Genomic DNA, 22050 nt, shown 5'->3' with positions numbered 1-22050 from the left:
TGATAGCGAGTGCCTGATAGAGTCTTTTCCGGTAGCATTCCCCCCAGATTGACCCGCCTGGAATCCCCAATGTCCGACCGCCTGACCCTGCTGCGTCCCGACGACTGGCATATTCATCTTCGCGATGGTGCTGCGTTACCCCACACCGTGGCCGATGTAGCGCGTACCTTTGGCCGCGCCATCATCATGCCTAACCTGGTTCCTCCGGTACGTAACGCCGAGCAAGCCGATGCCTACCGCCAGCGTATCCTCGCTGCACGGCCGGCCGGCAGCCGGTTCGAACCGCTGATGGTGCTGTACCTTACCGACCGCACCCAGCCCGAAGAAATTCGCGAGGCCAAGGCCAGTGGGTTTGTGCACGCCGCCAAACTGTACCCGGCCGGCGCCACCACCAACTCCGATTCCGGCGTGACCAGTATCGACAAGATCCTGCCGGCCATCGAAGCCATGGCCGACGTCGGCATGCCGCTGCTGATCCACGGTGAAGTCACCCGTGGCGATGTGGACGTGTTCGATCGCGAGAAGATCTTCATCGACGAACACATGCGTCGTGTGGTGGAGCTGTTCCCGACCCTCAAGGTCGTGTTCGAGCACATCACCACTGCCGATGCAGTGCAGTTCGTCACCGAGGCCTCGGCCAACGTTGGTGCGACCATCACCGCGCATCACCTGCTGTATAACCGCAACCACATGCTGGTAGGCGGGATTCGGCCGCACTTCTATTGCCTGCCGATCCTCAAGCGCAACACGCACCAGGTGGCCTTGCTGGATGCGGCGACCAGCGGCAATCCGAAGTTTTTCCTCGGCACCGACTCCGCGCCTCACGCCCAGCACGCCAAAGAAGCCGCGTGCGGTTGTGCCGGCTGCTACACCGCCTATGCCGCCATCGAGCTATACGCTGAAGCGTTCGAACAGCGCAACGCCCTGGACAAGCTCGAAGGGTTCGCCAGCCTCAATGGCCCGCGTTTCTACGGCCTGCCGGCGAATACCGATCGCATTACCCTGGTTCGTGAAGACTGGACCGCCCCTGCCAGCCTGCCGTTTGGCGAGCTGACTGTCATCCCGCTGCGCGCCGGTGAAACACTGCGCTGGCGCCTGCTGGAGGAAAGCAAGTGAGTGAAGACCATTACGATGACGAACACGAGCACAGCGGTGGCGGATCCCGTCATCCGATGGCCGAGCGGTTCCGCGGCTATCTGCCGGTTGTCATCGACGTAGAAACCGGTGGTTTCAACTGCGCCACCGATGCGCTGCTGGAAATCGCCGCGACGACTATCGGCATGGACGAACAGGGTTTTGTGTTCCCGGAACACACCCACTTCTTCCGCGTCGAGCCGTTCGAAGGCGCCAATATCGAAGCGGCTGCCTTGGAGTTCACCGGGATCAAGCTCGATCACCCATTGCGCATGGCAGTAAGTGAAGAAGCGGCACTGACCGATATCTTCCGTGGCGTGCGCAAGGCATTGAAGGCCAATGGCTGCAAGCGCGCGATCCTGGTCGGCCACAACAGCAGCTTTGACCTGGGCTTTCTGAATGCCGCCGTGGCGCGGTTGGACATGAAGCGCAACCCGTTTCACCCGTTCTCCAGCTTTGACACCGCTACTCTCGCCGGGCTGGCGTATGGCCAGACCGTGCTGGCCAAAGCCTGCCAGGCAGCCGGCATCGACTTTGACGGTCGTGAGGCTCATTCGGCCCGCTACGACACAGAGAAGACGGCCGAGCTGTTCTGCGGCATCGTCAACCGCTGGAAACAGATGGGCGGCTGGGAAGACTTCAACGACTGAAGTGGAATCCCGCGCATAAAAAAACCGGCCTTCTCAGGCCGGTTTTTTTTGCCGCAAACGTGGCTTACAGCTTGCCAGCGTTCTCGGTCAGGTAAGCCGCAACACCTTCCGGCGAAGCGTTCATGCCTTTGTCGCCTTTTTTCCAGTTGGCAGGGCAGACTTCGCCGTGCTCTTCGTGGAATTGCAGGGCGTCGACCAGACGGATCAGCTCTTCCATGTTACGACCCAGTGGCAGGTCGTTGATGATCTGGGAGCGAACCACGCCTTTGTCGTCGATCAGGAACGCGCCACGGAAGGCCACGCCGCCTTCGGACTCAACGTCGTAGGCCTTGGCGATGTCGTGCTTCATATCGGCAGCCATGGTGTATTTCACTTTGCCGATGCCGCCATCATTGATGGCGGTGTTGCGCCAGGCGTTGTGGGTGAAATGGGAATCGATGGAAACGGCTACCACTTCAACGTTGCGCGCCTTGAAATCGTCCATGCGGTGGTCCAGAGCGATCAGCTCCGACGGGCAGACGAAGGTGAAGTCCAGCGGGTAGAAGAACACCAGGCCGTATTTGCCTTTGATGGCTTCAGACAGTTTGAAGCTGTCTACGATTTCGCCATTGCCGAGGACGGCAGGTACGTCGAAATCCGGGGCTTGTTTGCCGACGAGTACGCTCATTGGTTATCTCCTGATGTAAGGGTGACGATTGAAGTAAAAGGACCGGCCTTGAGTCTGCCGTTTATAAGCGACAGCCCTGTGACGCAGTCACGCTTCGTGAAGACCGACCATCATACACTGAAAAAACCGTTCGTCAGTGCGGGCACGGTGCCAGTGAATACCCTACGATTCTACTTTGACAATCATTCTCGTTAACATTAAGATCCACCGCACTTAAGCCTTAAACCCGCGATGGTTCTCCCTTATGTATGTGTGCCTCTGTACTGGCGTCACCGACGGAAAAATCCGCGAAGCAATCTATGAAGGTTGCTGCAGCTACAAGGAAGTGCGTGAAGCCACCGGCGTTGCCAGCCAGTGTGGCAAATGTGCTTGCCTCGCCAAGCAAGTGGTACGGGAAACCCTGACACAGCTGCAGACCGCTCAGACCGCGCTCCCCTATTCAGCAGAATTTACACACGCCTGATTAGGCATGTTTTAAAGAACCGGACTTAGTGTCCGGTTTTTTTATGCCCGCAATTCAATAAGTTAGCGCTAAGACGCGGAACACAAACATTCTTATTCCGATTAATTTTCATTTATTATTCAATAACTTAGGTTTGACACTAGGGATTTCGCCGCTCAAACTCCGCTTTATACACAGCGATTACAGGGCAGGACCCCAGTCATGAAAGGCGACATCTCAGTCATCCAGCAACTCAACAAATCCCTTGCCAATGAACTGGTCGCGATCAATCAGTACTTTCTGCATGCACGCATGTATGACGATTGGGGCCTGGAAAAGCTGGGCAAGCGCGAATACAAAGAATCGATCAAGGCCATGAAGGACGCGGACGCGCTGATCAAGCGCATCCTGTTCCTGGAAGGCCTGCCGAACGTGCAGGACCTGGGCAAGCTGAGCATCGGCGAACACACCCAGGAAATGATAAGCAGCGACCTGGGTTTCGAACGCAAGAGCCACAGCGACCTCAAGGCCGCCATTGCTCACTGTGAAACCAAAGGTGACTTCGGCAGCCGCGAACTGCTGGAAGACATCCTGGAAGACCAGGAAGAGCACATCGACTGGCTGGAAACCCAACTGGGCCTGATCGATAAAGTCAGCCTGGAAAACTACCTGCAGTCGCAGATGGGCGAGTAACCCCGCTTCCTGTAGAAGCAAAAAAGCCCCGCTCTCTCTCGAGAAGCGGGGCTTTTTATTGCAGGCCAATCACGCGTCGGTCTTGGCCGCCGCATTTGCCGCTGCTTCTTTGATCAGCGTTTGCAACGAACCATCAGCCGCCATCTCAACGATGATGTCGCTGCCGCCGACCAGTTCACCGGCAACCCACAGTTGTGGGAAGGTCGGCCAGTTGGCGTACTTCGGCAGGTTGGCGCGGATTTCAGGGTTTTGCAGGATATCCACGTAAGCGAATTTCTCGCCGCACGCCATGATGGCCTGGGAAGCTTTCGCGGAGAAACCGCACTGAGGAGCATTAGGCGCGCCCTTCATGTAAAGCAGAATGGTGTTGTTGGCAATCTGCTCTTTGATCGTTTCGATGATATCCATGGAACACCTCGGCTGGAACTTTGCGACTCACAGGTCGGCACGGTGGCGCATTGTAACGCAAAATTCCAGCGTGGTGCTCAGGCGGCTGCTACCTGCACCGGAACGCCATTGAGTGCGGCATTGCCCGACAACTCATCCAACTGCCGCTCGTCGGTCAAATCGTTGGCGCTCGCCCCCGGCTGTCCGCTGGCGATTGTCATCTGCACGCCTGGACGGCCATGGCCCCAACCATGCGGAAGGCTGACTACGCCGGGCATCATGTCCAGGCTGGCCAGGACTTCCACTTCAATCATGCCGATGCGCGAACTCACGCGCACGCGCTGCCCATCGCTCAACTGCCGACTGGCCAGATCATCCGGGTGCATGAGCAATTGATGACGTGGCTTGCCCTTCACCAGCCGATGGTAGTTGTGCATCCAGGAATTATTGCTGCGCACGTGACGGCGGCCGATCAACAGCAGTTCATCGGCCACTGGCAACGGCTGCGCGGCAAAACGCGCCAGGTCGGCAAGGATCACCCCCGGCGCCGCCTGCACCTTGCCATCAACGGTTTTCAAGCGTGCCGCAAGATTGGGCTGCAGCGGCCCCAAGTCCACACCATGAGGATGGTCCGCCAGCACGGCCACCGACAACTTGTGGCTGGACGCATCACCGTACACCCCGGCACGCAGCCCGAAGTCGATCATCTGCGCAGGCGGCATGGTCGGCTTGAGCACCGCGCCCGTCTGTGCGGCAAAGGCCTTGGCCAGGCCGACAAAGATCTCCCAGTCATGCAGCGCGCCCGCAGGCTTGGGCAGGATTGCGCGATTGAAGCGGGTGACATTGCGCACCGCGAACATATTGAAGGTGGTGTCGTAGTGATCATTCTCCAGCGCCGACGTGGACGGCAGGATCAGGTCGGCATAGCGCGTGGTTTCGTTGATATAAAGGTCGATGCTGACCATGAACTCCAATCCGTCGAGGGCTTGTTCCAACTGCCGGCCGTTGGGCGTCGACAACACCGGGTTGCCCGCCACCGTCACCAACGCACGGATTTGTCCTTCCCCTTCGGTGAGCATTTCTTCGGCCAATGCTGACACCGGAAGCTCGCCGCCATACTCCGGGCGCCCGGAAACCCGGCTTTGCCAACGATTGAAATGCCCACCACCAGTCGATGCAACCAGATCCACCGCCGGCGTAGTGCACAGCGCCCCTCCCACGCGGTCCAGGTTGCCGGTCACCAGGTTGATCAGTTGCACCAGCCAATGGCACAGCGTGCCGAACGCCTGGGTCGATACCCCCATGCGTCCGTAACACACCGCCTTGTCGGCGGCAGCAAAGTCCCGCGCCAACTGGCGGATCTGTTCGGCAGGCACCGCACACTGACGGCTCATGGCCTCGGCGGTAAAGCCGGCGATGGCGCGACGAACCTCCTCAAGGCCTTCCACCGGCAAATGGCTGGTGCGGGTCAGGTTCTCGCTAAACAACGTGTTGAGCACTCCGAACAGCAATGCCGCATCACCACCCGGGCGCACGAACAGATGCTGGTCGGCCATCGCCGCCGTCTCGCTGCGCCGTGGGTCGACCACCACCACTCTGCCGCCCCGGGCCTGGATCGCCTTGAGGCGCTTCTCCACATCAGGCACGGTCATGATGCTGCCGTTGGACGCCAGTGGGTTGCCGCCCAGAATCAACATGAAGTCGGTGTGATCTATATCCGGGATTGGCAATAGCAGGCCATGGCCGTACATGAGGTAGCTGGTGAGGTGATGGGGTAACTGGTCTACCGAGGTGGCGGAAAACCGATTGCGCGTCTTCAACTGGCCCAGGAAGTAATTGCTGTGGGTCATCAGTCCGTAGTTGTGCACGCTGGGATTGCCCTGATACACCGCCACTGCATTCTGCCCATGCCGCGCCTGAATCCCTGAGAGCCGCTCGGCTACAAGCGCAAAGGCGTCTTCCCAGGCAATCGGCTGCCATTCACAGCCCACCCGCAGCATCGGCTGGTGCAGGCGGTCGGGGTCATTCTGGATATCCTGCAGCGCCACAGCCTTGGGGCAGATATGCCCGCGACTGAATGTATCCAGCGGATCCCCTTTGATCGAGGTGATCGCCAGGCTGCCGTCGTCGGCCTGGGTGGTTTCCAGGGTCAGGCCACAAATGGCTTCACACAGATGGCAGGCACGGTGGTGGAGAGTCTTGGTCATGGCCAGTCTCTTTTATAGGGGCTTTGATCCCACTATGGGCCGGGAGCGGCAGGCGCGCCAGCAACGTTCGCCACGTGAATCGACCAGCATCAGGCCCGGCCATGAGCAAGCGTGAGCAAATGTTTCAAAACCCGCCCCATAGCCTCTGAAACCGACCCAGCCTGGTCTGCGCCCGCCTCCGCGCATTGCAAAAGGTCTCGGCGCCAGTGTACAAATGGCCCGCTGCTGTCTGGAATTCATCTTCAAAAGCGCTTCGGCGCCCTGCTTGAACACCCTTAAAAACCGTAGCCCTATTGGTAAGACGCGACATTTAATTATAAGATCGCGCCTTCCCCTATTTCGTCGCCCCGTGCGGCTTTCGCCGCAGGTCTCGCCCGTTGTCACAACAAACAAGGCTTTGAGTATCTGCGGTCTGTTGCAAAAAGGTAGTTAATGATGAGCGCAAGGCACTTTCTCTCCCTGATGGATTGCACGCCCGAAGAGCTGGTCAGCGTGATCCGTCGAGGCATTGAGCTTAAAGACCTGCGTAACCGCGGCGTACTGTTCGAGCCTTTGAAAAACCGCGTGCTCGGCATGATCTTCGAGAAGTCGTCGACCCGCACCCGTGTGTCGTTCGAAGCCGGCATGATCCAACTCGGTGGCCAGGCTATCTTCCTGTCCTCGCGCGACACCCAGCTGGGCCGTGGCGAGCCGATCGCCGACAGCGCGAAAGTGATGTCGAGCATGCTCGATGCCGTGATGATCCGTACCTTTGCCCACAGCACCGTGACCGAATTTTCCGCCAACTCCCGTGTACCGGTGATCAACGGCCTGTCCGATGACCTGCACCCGTGCCAACTGCTGGCCGACATGCAAACCTTCCTTGAACACCGTGGCTCGATCCAGGGCAAGACCGTGGCCTGGATCGGCGACGGCAACAACATGTGCAACAGCTATATAGAAGCGGCCATCCAATTCGACTTCCAACTGCGCGTGGCCTGCCCGGAAGGCTACGAGCCTGACGCGCGCTTCCTGGCACAAGCCGGCGACCGCGTGACCCTGGTCCGCGATCCGCGTGACGCGGTGATCGGCGCCCACCTGGTGAGCACCGACGTGTGGACCTCCATGGGCCAGGAAGACGAAACCGCCAAGCGCCTGGCCCTGTTCGCCCCGTATCAGGTGACCCGCGCCTTGCTCGACCTGGCCGCGCCCGATGTCCTGTTCATGCATTGCCTGCCGGCCCACCGTGGTGAAGAGATCAGCACCGACCTGCTCGACGACCCTCGCTCGGTCGCCTGGGACCAGGCTGAAAACCGCCTGCATGCACAAAAGGCCCTGCTCGAATTCCTCGTGCCACCGTCGTACCACCACGCATGAGCCATCCATTACTGCTGAACCTGCGCAACCTGGCATGCGGCTATCAAGATCAACGGGTGGTACAGAACCTCAACCTGCACCTCAATGCGGGCGACATCGGTTGCCTGCTGGGCTCCTCGGGTTGCGGCAAGACCACCACCCTACGAGCGATTGCCGGGTTTGAGCCGGTGCACGAAGGTGAAATCAGCCTGGCCGGCGAAGTGATCTCCAGTGCCGGGTTCACCTTGGCTCCCGAGAAACGTCGCATCGGCATGGTGTTCCAGGACTACGCGCTGTTTCCTCACCTGAGCGTGGCCGACAACATTGCTTTCGGTATTCGCAAGCACCCGCAAAAAGACCGGGTGGTTGCCGAGTTGCTGGAGCTGGTAAACCTGAAGAACCTGGGCAAGCGCTTCCCTCATGAGCTATCCGGCGGCCAGCAACAACGCGTCGCCCTCGCCCGAGCCTTGGCGCCAGAACCGGCCTTGCTGTTGCTGGATGAGCCTTTCTCCAACCTCGATGGCGAGTTGCGACGCAAGCTCAGCCACGAAGTGCGCGACATCCTCAAGGCACGCGGCACCAGCGCGATCCTGGTGACCCATGACCAGGAAGAAGCCTTCGCCGTCAGCGACCAGGTTGGCGTGTTCAAAGAAGGCCGTCTCGAGCAGTGGGACACGCCCTACAACCTTTATCACGAACCGCAGACACCTTACGTCGCCAGCTTTATCGGCCAGGGTTACTTCATCCGTGGTCAATTGAGCTCGCCGGAATCGGTCAGCACCGAACTGGGTGAGCTGCGCGGCAACCGCGCCTACACCTGGCCTACCGGCGGTGCGGTGGATGTGTTGCTGCGTCCGGATGACATCGTCTACGCGCCGGACAGCGGGTTGAAAGCGCGGATCGTCGGCAAGACGTTCCTCGGCGCATCGACGCTGTACCGCCTGCAACTGCCGACCGGCGCGCAGCTGGAATCGATTTTTCCGAGCCATGCCGATCATCAGGTCGGTGCGGATGTGGGCATTCGGGTGGCCGCCGAACACCTGGTGTTGTTCCAGGCGTCCGGCAGCACGGCCGCACACCTCCCTCCAGTCGAATCCGGCGTACGGCGTTACAGCCCGGTATAAAGCCTCGTCATACCCGGCCAATTTCCGCAAACTTGGCCTGGGTATGCTCAGCCAGCACCGCCGCCGGCAGCTCAACCTCCAAACCCCTCCTCCCCGCGCTCACAAAAATCGTCGCGAACGGCTGCGCCGTCACATCGATAAACGTGCGCAGACGCTTTTTCTGACCCAGCGGGCTGATGCCGCCCAACAGATAGCCAGTGGAGCGTTGCGCGGCCGCCGGGTCGGCCATTTCGACTTTCTTGACGCCTGCCGCGTGTGCCAGGGCCTTCAGATCCAGACTTCCGACGACCGGCACCACTGCCACCAGTAATTCGCCCTTCTCGCTGCTGGCCAGCAAGGTCTTGAACACCTGCGCCGGGTCCAGGCCCAACTTTTCCGCGGCCTCCAGCCCATAGGACGCCGCCTTTGGGTCATGTTCGTAACTGTGGACTCGATGTTCGGCGCGAACTTTTTTCAACAGGTCCAATGCGGGCGTCATGGTATCTCCGAGGCATGGCAAACAGATGGCCAATTCTAGGCCAAGCCCACGTAAAACGCTCTAGTCCGCCCACTCTTGCGGTACACACGCAATGTGACAAGCGTGATCATTCACCAGACCAATAGTTTGAAAGTGACTGACAGTTCACTTTCGACCTTTGACAGCCGTCATTCTTGTCTATATTTTTTCGTTTCCGAATGCTGTAGGAATACACCCGCAGCGTTCAAAGCAGTAAGCCATGGTCGGGATGGGGATCCCTGCCAAGGTGAAAATCGCGCAACAGCCCGTTGAGGTTGTGCGCCAGACAAGAACAACAACTGAGGTTTTCCATGACAACTGCTCTTCAACAGCCTTCACTTTCGAGCCAATGCATGGCCGAATTCCTGGGGACTGCGCTTCTGATCTTCTTCGGTACAGGATGTGTCGCTGCGCTCAAGGTCGCGGGTGCCAGCTTTGGCTTGTGGGAGATCAGTATCATCTGGGGGGTCGGCGTCAGCATGGCGATCTACCTGAGCGCCGGTATTTCCGGAGCCCACCTCAACCCGGCTGTCAGCATCGCGCTGTGCATTTTCGCCGACTTCGAAAAGCGCAAACTGCCCTTCTACATTCTCGCCCAGATCGCCGGCGCCTTCTGCTCGGCGGCCTTGGTGTACACGCTCTACAGCAACCTGTTTTTCGATTACGAACAAACCCACCATATGGTGCGCGGCTCCCAGGCCAGCCTGGAATTGGCGTCGGTGTTCTCCACTTACCCCCATGCGCTGCTGAGCACCGCCCAGGCGTTCCTGGTGGAAATGGTCATCACCGCCATCCTGATGGGCGTGATCATGGCCCTCACCGATGACAACAACGGCCTGCCACGCGGCCCGTTGGCGCCCCTGCTGATCGGCCTGCTGATCGCAGTGATCGGCAGCGCCATGGGCCCGTTGACCGGCTTTGCGATGAACCCGGCGCGGGATTTCGGGCCCAAGCTGATGACCTTTTTTGCGGGTTGGGGTGAAATGGCCTTCACTGGCGGCCGCGATATTCCTTACTTCCTCGTACCGATTTTCGCGCCGATTGTCGGCGCATGCCTCGGCGCCGCGGCCTATCGCGGGCTGATTGCCCGTCACCTGCCGAGCGCCGCACCTGCTATAGCTGAAGCAACACCTGACACGGCTGTCAACGGCAAGACCCGTATTTCCTGATAGCGCCAGCCTGAACGTACCTGCCCTTTTTACGGCCCAGGCTGATTACCGACTTTCTTATTTTCCAAGGCATTCGACATGACCGATATTCAGAATAAGAACTACATCATCGCCCTTGACCAAGGCACCACCAGTTCCCGGGCGATCATCTTCGATCGTGACGCCAACGTGGTCTGCACCGCCCAGCGCGAATTCGCCCAGCATTACCCGCAGGCGGGCTGGGTCGAACACGACCCGATGGAAATCTTCGCCACCCAGAGCGCCGTGATGGTCGAGGCCCTGGCTCAAGCGGGCCTGCACCACGACCAGGTCGCCGCCATCGGTATCACCAACCAGCGTGAAACCACCGTGGTGTGGGACAAAGTCACCGGTCGCCCGATCTACAACGCGATCGTCTGGCAGTGCCGCCGCAGCACCGAGATCTGCCAGCAGCTCAAGCGCGACGGCCACGAGCAATACATCGGCGACACCACCGGCCTGGTCACCGACCCGTACTTCTCCGGCACCAAGCTCAAGTGGATCCTCGACAACGTCGAAGGCAGCCGCGAGCGTGCGCGCAACGGCGAGTTGCTGTTCGGCACCGTCGACAGCTGGCTGATCTGGAAATTTACCGGCGGCAAGACCCACGTCACCGACTACACCAACGCTTCGCGCACCATGCTCTTCAACATCCACACCCTGGAGTGGGATGCGAAGATGCTGGAGATCCTCGACGTGCCGCGCGAAATGCTGCCGGAAGTGAAGTCCTCCTCGGAAATCTACGGCCGTACCAAAAGCGGCATCGCCATCGGCGGTATCGCCGGCGACCAACAGGCCGCCCTGTTCGGCCAGATGTGCGTCGAAGCCGGCCAGGCCAAGAACACCTACGGCACCGGCTGCTTCCTGCTGATGAACACCGGCGACAAAGCGGTGAAGTCCAAGCACGGCATGCTCACCACCATCGCCTGCGGTCCGCGTGGCGAAGTGGCCTACGCCCTGGAAGGTGCTGTATTCAACGGCGGTTCCACCGTGCAGTGGCTGCGTGATGAGCTGAAAATCATCAACGATGCCCACGACACCGAATACTTTGCCGGCAAGGTCAAGGACAGCAACGGCGTGTACCTGGTACCCGCGTTTACCGGCCTGGGCGCGCCCTACTGGGACCCGTATGCCCGTGGCGCACTGTTCGGCCTGACCCGTGGCGTACGCGTGGATCACATCATTCGTGCAGCGCTGGAGTCGATTGCCTACCAGACCCGCGACGTGCTCGACGCCATGCAACAGGACTCCGGCGAACGCCTCAAGGCCCTGCGTGTGGACGGCGGCGCGGTGGCCAACAACTTCCTGATGCAATTCCAGGCCGACATCCTCGGCACCCAGGTCGAGCGCCCACAAATGCGTGAAACCACCGCACTCGGCGCCGCCTACCTGGCCGGCCTGGCATGCGGCTTCTGGGGCAGCTTGGACGAGTTGCGCGGCAAGGCGGTGATCGAACGCGAATTCGAACCGCAGCTGGACGAAGCCGCCAAGGAAAAACTCTACGCCGGCTGGCAAAAAGCTGTCAGCCGCACCCGTGATTGGGAGCCTCACGAAGGCGCTGAATAAGCCAACGTCGGGTTGTAACTGGCAGGGAGCGGATTCCTGCGTCATCATGGGCCACTTTTGTATGGCAGCCCAAAGGACGCCCCATGAATCTGCCTCCCCGCCAACAACAAATCCTCGAACTGGTCCGCGAACGCGGCTATGTCAGTATCGAGGAAATGGCGCAGCTCTTCGTTGTTACCCCGCAAACCATCCGCCGCGATATCAACCAACTGGCGGACGCTAATCTGCTGCGCCGCTACCACGGCGGCGCGGCCTATGACTCCAGCGTCGAAAACACCGCCTACGCCATGCGGGCCGACCAGATGCGCGACGAGAAACAGCGCATCGGCGAAGCCATCGCCGCGCAGATCCCCGATCACGCCTCGTTGTTCATCAATATCGGCACCACCACCGAATCCATCGCCCGTGCGTTACTCAACCACAACCATCTGAAAATCATCACCAACAACCTCAACGTCGCCACCATGCTCAGTGCCAAGGACGACTTCGACGTGCTGCTGACCGGCGGCAATGTGCGGCGTGACGGGGGCGTGGTCGGTCAGGCGAGTGTCGATTTCATCAACCAGTTCAAGGTCGACTTTGCCTTGGTGGGCATCAGTGGTATCGATGAAGATGGCAGCTTGCTCGACTTTGACTACCAGGAAGTCCGGGTTTCCCAGGCGATCATCGCCAATGCGCGCCAGGTGATCCTGGCGGCGGACTCCAGCAAGTTCGGGCGCAATGCCATGATTCGCCTGGGGCCGATCAGCCTGGTGGATTGCCTGGTGACGGATCAGCAGCCGGTGCCAGCGTTGGTGCAGTTGCTCAATGACCACAAGGTTCGTCTGGAAGTGGTGTAGCGTCTGCACTGACGCCATCCGGGGCAAGCCCCCTCCCACAGGTTGATCACATTCCAATGTGGGAGGGGGCTTGCCCCCGATAGCTATTGACCAGACCACCCATTTCTCCAGCCAGCACTGGCTCATGTTCACAAATTTTCCTTTGCCCGCCCTTCGATGAGTTTTTTCAATCGAACTCAGGTGGCTGCGCGCGCGTTTATCAGCTACCATTTTCGCAAATGAACATTAATGTTCGAATTCCAATACGAAAAAGATCGCGAGGCCAGCCGATGAACCCTTCTACCTTGCCTGCTCCACCGCTTGCCGAAGTCTATGATGTTGCCGTTATCGGCGGCGGGATCAATGGCGTCGGTATTGCAGCAGACGCAGCCGGTCGCGGTTTGTCGGTATTCCTTTGCGAAAAGGACGACCTGGCCAGCCACACCTCCTCCGCCAGCAGCAAGCTGATCCACGGCGGCCTGCGCTACCTCGAACATTACGAATTCCGCCTGGTGCGCGAAGCCCTGGCCGAACGTGAAGTGCTGCTGGCCAAGGCCCCGCACATCGTCAAGCAGATGCGCTTCGTGCTGCCGCACCGCCCGCACCTGCGTCCGGCGTGGATGATCCGCGCCGGCCTGTTTCTGTACGACCACTTGGGCAAGCGTGAAAAACTGGCCGGTTCGAAAAGCCTCAAGTTCGGCGCCGACAGCCCGCTGAAAAGCGAAATCACCCAAGGTTTCGAATACTCCGACTGCTGGGTCGATGACGCCCGCCTCGTGGTGCTCAACGCTATGGCCGCCCGCGAAAAAGGCGCGCACATCCACACCCAGACCCGTTGCATCAGCGCCCACCGCAGCAATGGCATGTGGGAAATGAACATGGAGCGCGCCGACGGCAGCCTGTTTTCGATCCGCGCCCGGGCCCTGGTGAACGCTGCCGGCCCGTGGGTCGCCAAGTTCATCAAGGACGACCTGAAGCTGGATTCGCCCTACGGCATCCGCCTGATCCAGGGCAGCCACCTGATCGTGCCGAAACTGTATGAAGGCGCCCACGCGCATATCCTGCAGAACGAAGACCAGCGCATCGTCTTCACCATTCCGTACCTGAACCACCTGACCATCATCGGCACCACCGACCGCGAATACACCGGCGATCCGGCAAAAGTGGCGATCACCGAAGGTGAAACCGACTACATGCTGAAAGTGGTCAACGCGCACTTCAAGAAGCAACTGAGCCGCGATGACATCGTGCACACCTACTCCGGCGTACGCCCGCTGTGCAACGACGAATCGGACAACCCGTCGGCCATCACCCGTGACTACACCCTGGCACTGTCCGGTGGCACGGGCGAAGCGCCGATCCTGTCGGTGTTCGGCGGCAAGCTGACCACCTATCGCAAACTCGCTGAATCGGCCATGGTGCAACTGGCACCGTACTTCACCCAGATGCGCCCGAGCTGGACCGCCACCGCCAGCCTGCCGGGCGGTGAAAACATGACGACGCCAGAAGCCCTGGCCGAAGCGATTCGCAGCAAGTTCGACTGGATACCGAGCGAGATCGCCCGCCGTTGGTCCACCACCTACGGCAGCCGCACCTGGCGCCTGCTGGAAGGTGTGCAGTCGCTGGCCGACCTGGGTGACCACCTGGGCGGTGGCCTGTACACCCGCGAAGTCGATTACCTTTGCGCCGAAGAGTGGGCCACCCAGCCCCAGGACGTGCTGTGGCGCCGTACCAAGCTCGGCCTGTTCACCACCCCGGAAGAACAGGACAACGTGCAACGTTACCTGTCCAAGGTCGAGCAGACCCGTGCAAAGATTGAAGCGGCCTGATCAGGTCGCCCCGCAAAGCCCCTGCGCCGGACGGCCCAGGGGCTTTTTTATGCAAGATAAATCCCACACGCCCTATTCGGTTTCCCGAACGCCATACCACCGCCTATTCGGATTGCCGGATCACGGCATGATAAATTCCTCGAAACAAAAATTTAATACCCTTATAAATCAAATAGATAACCTTTTATTCGAGGTATGGCACGACTCATGCTCTACACTCCCTGACGATTGCCTGAGACGCCTCAGGAGCCGTCACGGGCATTCGCTGTACAAGAGAGCCGTCTAGCCGGCTTCATAAAAAAAACAAATGTCGAGGAAGTATTGATGCGCATCGTTCCCCATATCCTGGGCGCAGCTATCGCTGCTGCTCTGATCAGCACTCCAGTTTTCGCCGCCGAACTCACCGGCACACTGAAGAAAATCAACGACTCCGGCACCATCACCCTCGCTCACCGCGACAGCTCCATTCCGTTTTCCTACATCGCGGATGGCTCGGGCAAACCTGTGGGCTACTCCCACGACATTCAGCTGGCTATCGTTGAAACCCTGAAAAAAGACCTGAACAAGCCCGACCTGAAGGCCAAGTACAACCTGGTCACTTCGCAAACCCGTATTCCGCTGATCCAGAACGGCACCGCGGACCTCGAGTGCGGTTCCACCACCAACAACGCCGAACGCGCCCAGCAAGTTGATTTCACCGTCAACATCTTCGAAATCGGCACCCGTCTGCTGGTCAAGAAAGACAAGGATGGCAAGCCGAGCTACGCCGACTTCGCCGACCTGAAAGGCAAGAACGTCGTGACCACCGCTGGCACCACGTCCGAGCGCATCATCAAGGCGATGAACGCCGACAAGCAGATGGGCATGAACGTCATCTCCGCCAAAGACCACGGCGAATCCTTCCAGATGCTGGAAAGCGGCCGCGCCGTAGCGTTCATGATGGACGACGCCCTGCTGGCCGGTGAAGAAGCCAAGGCCAAGAAGCCGGACGACTGGGTCATCACCGGTACTCCACAGTCCTTTGAGGCCTACGCCTGTATGGTTCGCAAAGGCGACCCGGACTTCAAGAAGGCTGTAGATGACGCCATCGTTGCCCTGTACAAATCCGGCGAAATCAACAAGATCTACAGCAAATGGTTCGAGAGCCCGATCCCACCAAAAGGCCTGAACCTGAACTTCCCGATGAGCGACAAGGTGAAGGAGCTGATCGCCAACCCAAGCGACAAACCAGCCCCTGACGTAAAAATCTGATACCTGACTAAGCTTATCTCCTGAGGGAGCCAACCTCCCTCAGGCGTCTGTTACTACCTGCTGGCTTTATTGTGGAACACTCGACCTGGCGGTTTTCGAGCCGATCGCGTGTGCCTGGCGTTCATCGCCAGGCGGGAAAGGATCTTCCCCAAGCGGGTGCTTGTACATCGATCGATCTCGAGGGGAGACCCTAATGAATTACAACTGGGACTGGGGCGTGTTCTTCAAGTCCACTGGCGTGGGCAGCGAGACTTATCTCGACTGGTACATCGCCGGCTTGGGCTGGACCATCGCCATCGCTGTCGTGGCATGGATTATCGCCTTGCTGCTGGGGTCCATTCTGGGCGTCATGCGCACCGTGCCAAACCGCATCGTAGCGGGCATCGCGACCTGCTACGTGGAACTGTTTCGTAACGTGCCGCTGCTGGTTCAGCTGTTCATCTGGTACTTCCTGGTACCCGACATGCTGCCGCAGAACCTGCAGGACTGGTACAAACAGGACCTCAACCCGACCACCTCCGCCTACCTGAGCGTTGTCGTGTGCCTGGGCCTGTTCACCGCCGCCCGAGTGTGCGAGCAAGTGCGTACCGGCATCCAGGCGCTGCCACGCGGCCAGGAATCCGCTGCACGCGCCATGGGCTTCAAGCTGCCGCAGATCTACTGGAACGTGCTGCTGCCCCAGGCCTACCGGATCATCATTCCGCCGCTTACCTCGGAATTCCTCAACGTCTTCAAGAACTCCTCCGTGGCGTCCCTGATCGGCCTGATGGAACTGCTGGCGCAAACCAAGCAGACCGCCGAGTTCTCGGCCAACCTGTTTGAAGCCTTCACCCTGGCCACGCTGATCTACTTCACCCTGAACATGAGCCTGATGTTGCTGATGCGCGTGGTCGAGAAGAAAGTCGCAGTGCCCGGCCTGATCTCCGTGGGGGGTAAATAATGGACTTCGATTTCAGCGGCATCATCCCCGCCATCCCGGGCCTGTGGAACGGCATGGTCATGACCCTGCAGTTGATGGTCATGGGCGTGGTCGGCGGTATCGCGCTGGGTACGGTCCTGGCGCTGATGCGCCTGTCGTCCAGCAAACTGCTGTCGCGCGTTGCCGGCGCTTATGTGAACTACTTCCGCTCGATCCCTCTGCTGCTGGTGATCACCTGGTTCTACCTGGCGGTGCCGTTCGTATTGCGCTGGATCACCGGCGAAGACACCCCGATCGGCGCATTCACCTCCTGCGTCGTGGCGTTCATGATGTTCGAAGCCGCGTACTTCTGTGAAATCGTGCGGGCCGGCGTGCAGTCGATCCCCAAGGGCCAGATGGCGGCTGCACAGGCCATGGGCATGACCTACGGCCAGACGATGCGCCTGATCATCCTGCCCCAGGCGTTCCGCAAGATGACCCCGTTGCTGCTGCAACAGTCGATCATCCTGTTCCAGGACACCTCGCTGGTCTACACCGTGGGCCTGGTGGATTTCCTCAACTCCGCCCGTTCCAATGGCGACATCATCGGCCGCTCCAATGAGTTCCTGGTTTTCGCCGGTGTCGTCTACTTCATCATCAGCTTTTCCGCCTCGCTGCTGGTCAAGCGTCTGCAAAAAAGGTTTGCCGTATGATCTCTATCAAGAACATCAACAAGTGGTATGGCGACTTCCAGGTGCTGACCGATTGCAGCACCGAGGTTAAAAAAGGCGAAGTGATCGTGGTGTGCGGGCCGTCCGGCTCGGGTAAATCCACCCTGATCAAGTGCGTCAACGCGCTGGAACCGTTCCAGAAGGGCGACATCGTGGTCGACGGCACTTCCATCGCCGACCCGAAGACCAACCTGCCGCAGCTGCGCTCGCGCGTCGGCATGGTGTTCCAGCACTTCGAACTGTTCCCGCACCTGACCATCACCGAAAACCTGACCATCGCGCAGATCAAGGTGCTGGGCCGCAGCAAGGAAGAAGCCACCAAGAAAGGCCTGCAACTGCTCGAGCGCGTCGGCCTGTCGGCACATGCGCACAAGCACCCGGGCCAGCTCTCCGGCGGCCAGCAACAACGTGTGGCGATTGCCCGCGCACTGGCCATGGACCCGATCGTCATGCTGTTCGACGAACCGACCTCGGCGCTGGACCCGGAAATGGTCAACGAAGTGCTCGACGTGATGGTGCAACTGGCCCAGGAAGGCATGACCATGATGTGCGTGACCCACGAAATGGGCTTCGCCCGCAAAGTGGCCGACCGCGTGATCTTCATGGACGCCGGCAAGATCATCGAAGACTGCCCGAAAGAAGAGTTCTTCGGCGACATCAGCGCCCGCTCCGAACGCGCGCAGCACTTCCTCGAGAAAATCCTGCAGCACTAAGAAGCAACTCGCTGCTCTGTCTGTGAAGACGGGCTTGTTGTGGCGAGCGGGCTTGCCCCGCGTCGGGCTGCGCAGCAGCCCCGGTACTGAAAAATGCCGTGTATCAGGCATCTCTCAGTACCTGATTTTGGGGCTGCTGCGCAGCCCGACGCGGGGCAAGCCCGCTCGCCACAGAATAAGCACCATCAGCACAACTGGTTGACCCAAGGCATCTGTGATGAAATGCGACCCCAACCAATTTCGCGCCGCACCGCCATCACTTGCCGTGAAACCACGTCTGATCCGCCAACTGTTCCTGCCGCCCCTGATCATCGCCCTGATGATCGGCCTGGGTTTCATCGGCTTCTGGGTCAGTGAGTACTACGGCATCCGCACCCTCAGCGACACCGGCGAACGCCAGTTGGAGTTGCATGCCCGCACCGTCGAAAGCGAGCTGAGCAAATACACCTACCTGCCCAGCCTGCTGGAACTGGAGTCCAGCGTCTCCACGCTGCTGGCCGACCCGAACCAGGAAACCCGCAAGACCGTCAACGATTACCTCGAAGGCCTGAACCGACGCAGTCGCAGTCGGGCCATCTACGTGATGGACACCACCGGCCGCGTGCTGGCCACCAGTAACTGGCGCGATGCCGACAGTTACCAGGGTGAAGACCTGTCCTTCCGCGCCTATTTCCAGAACGCCGTGCGGGGCCAGCCAGGTCGCTTCTACGGCATCGGCAGCACCAACGGCGAACCCGGCTACTACCTGGCCCACGGCCTGGAAGAGCATGGCAAGATCATCGGCGTCGCGGTGGTCAAGGTACGCCTCGAAGCCCTCGAAGAGCGCTGGCAACGCGCACGCCTCGAAGCGTTCGTGAGCGACGAAAACGGCATCATCATCCTCTCCAGTGACCCGGCCCGGCGCCTCAAGGCCGTGCGCCCGCTGAGCGATGACACCAAGGACCGCCTGGCCCACAGCCTGCAATATTACTGGGCGACGCTGAACGAGCTGGAGCCCCTGGCCCGCGAGCGCCTCAACGAAGGCACCGAGAAGCTGACCTTCCCGGCCAACAGCGAAGTGGTCAACGACGCCCACGAAGTCAGCTACCTGGCGCAGACCCGTCCGCTCAACGACACGCCGTGGAATTTCACCCTGCTCACCCCGCTCAACGACCTGCGCCGCGCCGCAATCAACCAGGGCATCCTGGTGGCCGTTGCGTTTGGCCTGGTGGCGTTTTTGCTGATTGCCTGGAACGAGCGACGCAAAGTCATCGCCACACGCCTCGCCGCACGGGAAGCCTTGCAGGAAGCCAACAGCCAGTTGGAACGACGGATTGCCGAGCGCACCGCCGACCTGCGCGCCAGCAACGAACGGCTCAAGGGCCAGATCCGCGAACGGCGCCAGGCCGAAGAAACCCTGCGCCGTGCCCAGGATGAACTGGTGCAGGCCGGCAAACTGGCGGCCATCGGCCAGATGTCCACCAGCATCGCCCACGAATTGAATCAGCCACTGGCCGCGCTGCGTACCCTGTCCGGCAACACCGTGCGTTTCCTGGAGCGCGGCGCCCTGGATACCGCCAGCGCCAACCTCAAGACCATCAATGAACTGATCGACCGCATGGGCCGTATCACCGCCAGCCTGCGCTCCTTCGCCCGGCGCGGAGACGACCAGGGCGAAGCCAGCCTGGCCAAAGCGGTAGACGCCGCGTTCCAGGTGCTCGGCGCACGCATGGACAGCCTGCCACTGACCCTGCACCGCGACTTTTCCCACGCCCAATTGCAAATCGACCAGACGCGCCTGGAACAGATCCTGGTCAACCTGATCGGCAATGCCCTCGACGCCATGCAAGCCCAACCGGCCCCGCAATTGTGGCTGGAGGGCAGCAGCAGCGAGGGCAAATACCGCCTGCAAGTGCGCGACAATGGCCACGGCATCGATCCCGAGGCGCGCAAGCATTTGTTCGAACCGTTCTTCACCACCAAGCCCGGCGAGCAAGGCCTGGGCCTGGGCCTGACGCTGTCTGCCAGCCTCGCGGCGGCCACCGGCGGCAACCTCGCCGTGGAACACCCGGCCAGTGGTGGAACGGCCTTTGTCTTGTGCCTGCCGCTGGCGGGCACTCAACAAGCTGAGTCGACATGAATACAAACGCTACCGCCGTTAAAGAAGACCTCACCGTGCTGATCGTCGAAGACGACCCCCACGTGTTGCTCGGCTGCCAGCAAGCCCTGGCCCTGGAAGATATTCCCAGCGTCGGCGTGGGCAGTGCCGAAGAAGCCTTGAAGCGCATCGGCGAAAACTTCGCCGGCATCGTGATCAGCGATATCCGTTTGCCGGGCATCGACGGCCTGGAGCTGCTCACCCGCCTCAAGGCCCTGGATAAAAGCCTGCCGGTGGTGCTGATTACCGGGCACGGCGATATTTCCATGGCGGTCGGCGCGATGCGCAACGGCGCCTATGACTTCATGGAGAAACCCTTCTCCCCCGAACGCCTGGTCGACGTCGCCCGGCGCGCCCTGGAGCAGCGCGGGCTGGCGCGAGAAGTCTGGTCGCTGCGCCGCCAATTGGCCGAGCGCGATTCGTTGGAAGGCCGCATCATCGGCCGTTCGCCGGCCATGCAGAACCTGCGCGAACTGATCGCCAACGTCGCCGACACCTCGGCCAACGTGCTGATCGAAGGCGAGACCGGCACCGGCAAGGAACTGGTCGCGCGCTGCCTGCATGATTTCAGCCGGCGTCACGCCCACCAGTTTGTCGCCCTGAATTGCGGCGGCCTGCCGGAGAACCTCTTCGAAAGCGAGATTTTCGGCCACGAAGCCAACGCCTTCACCGGTGCCGGCAAGCGCCGCATCGGCAAGATCGAACACGCCCACGAAGGCACGCTGTTCCTCGATGAAGTGGAAAGCATGCCGATCAACCTGCAGATCAAGTTGCTGCGGGTATTGCAGGAACGCACTCTGGAACGCCTGGGGTCGAACCAGAGTGTCGCAGTGGATTGCCGGGTGATCGCCGCCACCAAGTCCGACCTCGACGAACTGAGCCGCGCCAACCAGTTCCGCAGCGACCTGTACTACCGCCTCAACGTGGTAACCCTGGAACTGCCGCCCCTGCGCGAGCGTCGCGAAGACATCCTGCAACTGTTCGAACACTTCCTGCAGCAGTCATCCCTGCGTTTCGACCGCACTGCGCCGGAGCTGGACAACCAGACCCTGTCGAGCCTGATGAGCCACGACTGGCCGGGCAACGTGCGCGAATTGCGCAACGTCGCCGAACGCTTCGCCCTCGGCCTGCCCGCCTTCAAGAAAAGCGGCGCCAGCAGCGGCGGCCAGGGGCTGGCCTTTACCGAGGCAGTGGAGGCCTTCGAACGCAACCTGCTCAACGATGCGCTGCAACGCAGCGGCGGCAACCTGACCCAGGCCAGCCAGGAACTGGGGATGGCCAAGACCACGCTGTTCGACAAGGTCAAGAAGTACGGGTTGAGTCACTGATGGACTTGCTATTGAAGGCCGCCCTCGGCGCGGCAGTGGTGCTGATTCTGGCGGCGCTGGCCAAGACCAAAAACTATTACATCGCAGGGCTGGTGCCGCTGTTTCCGACCTTTGCGTTGATCGCCCACTACATCGTCGGCAAAGGGCGCTCGGTAGACGACTTGAAGACCACGATCCTGTTCGGGATGTGGTCGATCATTCCGTATTTTGTGTACCTGGCGACCTTGTATGTGATGGTCGATCGGATGCGGTTGGAGGCATCACTGGCCGTGGCCGCCGTGGCGTGGTTGATGGCCGCGACGGTGCTGGTGAGCATATGGGTACGCGTCCACACCTGACCCAGCACGGTCAAAACTGTGGGAGGGGGCTTGCCCCCGATGGCGGTGTATCAGAGACAGAAAAGCTGTCTGACCCACTGCAATCGGGGGCAAGCCCCCTCCCACCTTTGAACCTCGAT

21 protein-coding genes are annotated in these 22050 nt (G+C 60.3%); 17 read left to right on the top strand and 4 right to left on the bottom strand.

The window, feature by feature from the left end:
• Positions 1 to 69: 69 nt before the first annotated feature.
• Positions 70 to 1116, top strand: coding sequence for a dihydroorotase (pyrC, locus tag LUU92_RS06025; protein WP_071488714.1), 1047 nt, complete (start codon positions 70 to 72; stop codon positions 1114 to 1116).
• A complete protein-coding gene (gene rnt / locus LUU92_RS06020) occupies positions 1113 to 1784 on the top strand; it encodes a ribonuclease T (protein WP_010564138.1) in 672 nt (223 codons plus the stop codon). Before pyrC ends, rnt begins: the two co-directional genes overlap by 4 nt.
• A gap of 64 nt (positions 1785 to 1848) precedes the next feature.
• On the opposite strand, the gene LUU92_RS06015 is transcribed toward rnt, so the two are convergent.
• The gene (locus tag LUU92_RS06015; RefSeq protein ID WP_003172097.1) at positions 1849 to 2451 is read right to left on the bottom strand and encodes a peroxiredoxin; all 603 of its coding nucleotides are present in this window, start codon (positions 2449 to 2451) and stop codon (positions 1849 to 1851) included.
• A gap of 244 nt (positions 2452 to 2695) precedes the next feature.
• Here LUU92_RS06015 and LUU92_RS06010 point away from each other — a divergent pair, with 244 nt between their 5' ends.
• A complete protein-coding gene (locus LUU92_RS06010; RefSeq protein WP_083351544.1) occupies positions 2696 to 2914 on the top strand; it encodes a bacterioferritin-associated ferredoxin in 219 nt (72 codons plus the stop codon).
• 201 nt (positions 2915 to 3115) lie between these two features.
• The gene (gene bfr / locus LUU92_RS06005; protein ID WP_071488713.1) at positions 3116 to 3586 is read left to right on the top strand and encodes a bacterioferritin; all 471 of its coding nucleotides are present in this window, start codon (positions 3116 to 3118) and stop codon (positions 3584 to 3586) included.
• Positions 3587 to 3655: 69 nt separating this feature from the next.
• On the opposite strand, the gene grxD is transcribed toward bfr, so the two are convergent.
• Together grxD and LUU92_RS05995 are read right to left on the bottom strand one after the other, a co-directional pair.
• Positions 3656 to 3994: a Grx4 family monothiol glutaredoxin gene (gene grxD / locus LUU92_RS06000; protein WP_016970749.1), complete on the bottom strand. Its 339-nt coding sequence runs from the start codon at positions 3992 to 3994 to the stop codon at positions 3656 to 3658.
• A gap of 77 nt (positions 3995 to 4071) precedes the next feature.
• Positions 4072 to 6180 carry a molybdopterin oxidoreductase family protein gene (locus LUU92_RS05995; protein WP_071488712.1) on the bottom strand — a complete coding sequence of 703 codons (2109 nt, stop codon included), beginning with the start codon at positions 6178 to 6180 and terminating at the stop codon, positions 4072 to 4074.
• A 435-nt stretch (positions 6181 to 6615) separates the two neighbouring features.
• Here LUU92_RS05995 and argF point away from each other — a divergent pair, with 435 nt between their 5' ends.
• The gene (gene argF, locus LUU92_RS05990) at positions 6616 to 7536 is read left to right on the top strand and encodes an ornithine carbamoyltransferase (protein WP_010212747.1); all 921 of its coding nucleotides are present in this window, start codon (positions 6616 to 6618) and stop codon (positions 7534 to 7536) included.
• Positions 7533 to 8639 (top strand): ABC transporter ATP-binding protein, encoded by a 1107-nt coding sequence (locus LUU92_RS05985; protein WP_071488711.1) that lies wholly within the window; start codon positions 7533 to 7535, stop codon positions 8637 to 8639. Before argF ends, LUU92_RS05985 begins: the two co-directional genes overlap by 4 nt.
• 7 nt (positions 8640 to 8646) lie before the next feature.
• Here the strand turns inward: LUU92_RS05985 and ybaK are convergent, their stop codons facing one another.
• Complete coding sequence (ybaK, locus tag LUU92_RS05980; protein WP_071488710.1) at positions 8647 to 9117, bottom strand: Cys-tRNA(Pro) deacylase; 471 nt, start codon at positions 9115 to 9117, stop codon at positions 8647 to 8649.
• Positions 9118 to 9446: 329 nt separating this feature from the next.
• On the opposite strand from ybaK, the gene LUU92_RS05975 reads away from it, so the two are divergent.
• The 11 genes from LUU92_RS05975 (at position 9447) to LUU92_RS05925 (ending at position 21931) form a co-directional block, all read left to right on the top strand.
• Positions 9447 to 10304: an MIP/aquaporin family protein gene (locus LUU92_RS05975; protein ID WP_071488709.1), complete on the top strand. Its 858-nt coding sequence runs from the start codon at positions 9447 to 9449 to the stop codon at positions 10302 to 10304.
• 78 nt (positions 10305 to 10382) lie between these two features.
• On the top strand, positions 10383 to 11888 hold the full coding sequence (glpK, locus tag LUU92_RS05970) for a glycerol kinase GlpK (RefSeq protein ID WP_071488708.1): 1506 nt from the start codon (positions 10383 to 10385) through the stop codon (positions 11886 to 11888).
• Positions 11889 to 11971: 83 nt separating this feature from the next.
• The gene (locus LUU92_RS05965) at positions 11972 to 12727 is read left to right on the top strand and encodes a DeoR/GlpR family transcriptional regulator (RefSeq protein WP_034118315.1); all 756 of its coding nucleotides are present in this window, start codon (positions 11972 to 11974) and stop codon (positions 12725 to 12727) included.
• A gap of 269 nt (positions 12728 to 12996) precedes the next feature.
• Entirely contained in the window at positions 12997 to 14535 is a 1539-nt protein-coding gene (gene glpD, locus LUU92_RS05960; RefSeq protein ID WP_257103299.1) for a glycerol-3-phosphate dehydrogenase, read from the top strand.
• A gap of 324 nt (positions 14536 to 14859) precedes the next feature.
• Positions 14860 to 15786 (top strand): glutamate/aspartate ABC transporter substrate-binding protein, encoded by a 927-nt coding sequence (locus LUU92_RS05955; protein WP_071488706.1) that lies wholly within the window; start codon positions 14860 to 14862, stop codon positions 15784 to 15786.
• Positions 15787 to 15979: 193 nt separating this feature from the next.
• Positions 15980 to 16726, top strand: a complete 747-nt coding sequence (locus LUU92_RS05950) for an amino acid ABC transporter permease (RefSeq protein ID WP_071488705.1) — start codon at positions 15980 to 15982, stop codon at positions 16724 to 16726.
• The gene (locus LUU92_RS05945; protein ID WP_071488704.1) at positions 16726 to 17397 is read left to right on the top strand and encodes an amino acid ABC transporter permease; all 672 of its coding nucleotides are present in this window, start codon (positions 16726 to 16728) and stop codon (positions 17395 to 17397) included. The genes LUU92_RS05950 and LUU92_RS05945 overlap by 1 nt, the downstream gene beginning before the upstream one ends.
• Complete coding sequence (locus tag LUU92_RS05940) at positions 17394 to 18128, top strand: amino acid ABC transporter ATP-binding protein (RefSeq protein ID WP_071488703.1); 735 nt, start codon at positions 17394 to 17396, stop codon at positions 18126 to 18128. Before LUU92_RS05945 ends, LUU92_RS05940 begins: the two co-directional genes overlap by 4 nt.
• A 217-nt stretch (positions 18129 to 18345) precedes the next feature.
• Positions 18346 to 20247, top strand: a complete 1902-nt coding sequence (aauS, locus tag LUU92_RS05935; protein WP_257103298.1) for a two-component sensor histidine kinase AauS — start codon at positions 18346 to 18348, stop codon at positions 20245 to 20247.
• Positions 20244 to 21593 (top strand): two-component response regulator AauR, encoded by a 1350-nt coding sequence (gene aauR, locus LUU92_RS05930; protein WP_071488701.1) that lies wholly within the window; start codon positions 20244 to 20246, stop codon positions 21591 to 21593. Before aauS ends, aauR begins: the two co-directional genes overlap by 4 nt.
• Positions 21593 to 21931 carry a GlpM family protein gene (locus tag LUU92_RS05925; RefSeq protein WP_071488700.1) on the top strand — a complete coding sequence of 113 codons (339 nt, stop codon included), beginning with the start codon at positions 21593 to 21595 and terminating at the stop codon, positions 21929 to 21931. Before aauR ends, LUU92_RS05925 begins: the two co-directional genes overlap by 1 nt.
• Positions 21932 to 22050: the final 119 nt, after the last annotated feature.

Origin of the sequence: Pseudomonas extremorientalis, from assembly GCF_024584605.1 — a bacterium.
Classification (GTDB): Bacteria; Pseudomonadota; Gammaproteobacteria; order Pseudomonadales; family Pseudomonadaceae; genus Aquipseudomonas; species Aquipseudomonas extremorientalis.
The sequence above is the reverse complement of the archived record's forward strand: the minus strand, read 5'-3'. Positions and strand labels throughout refer to the sequence as shown.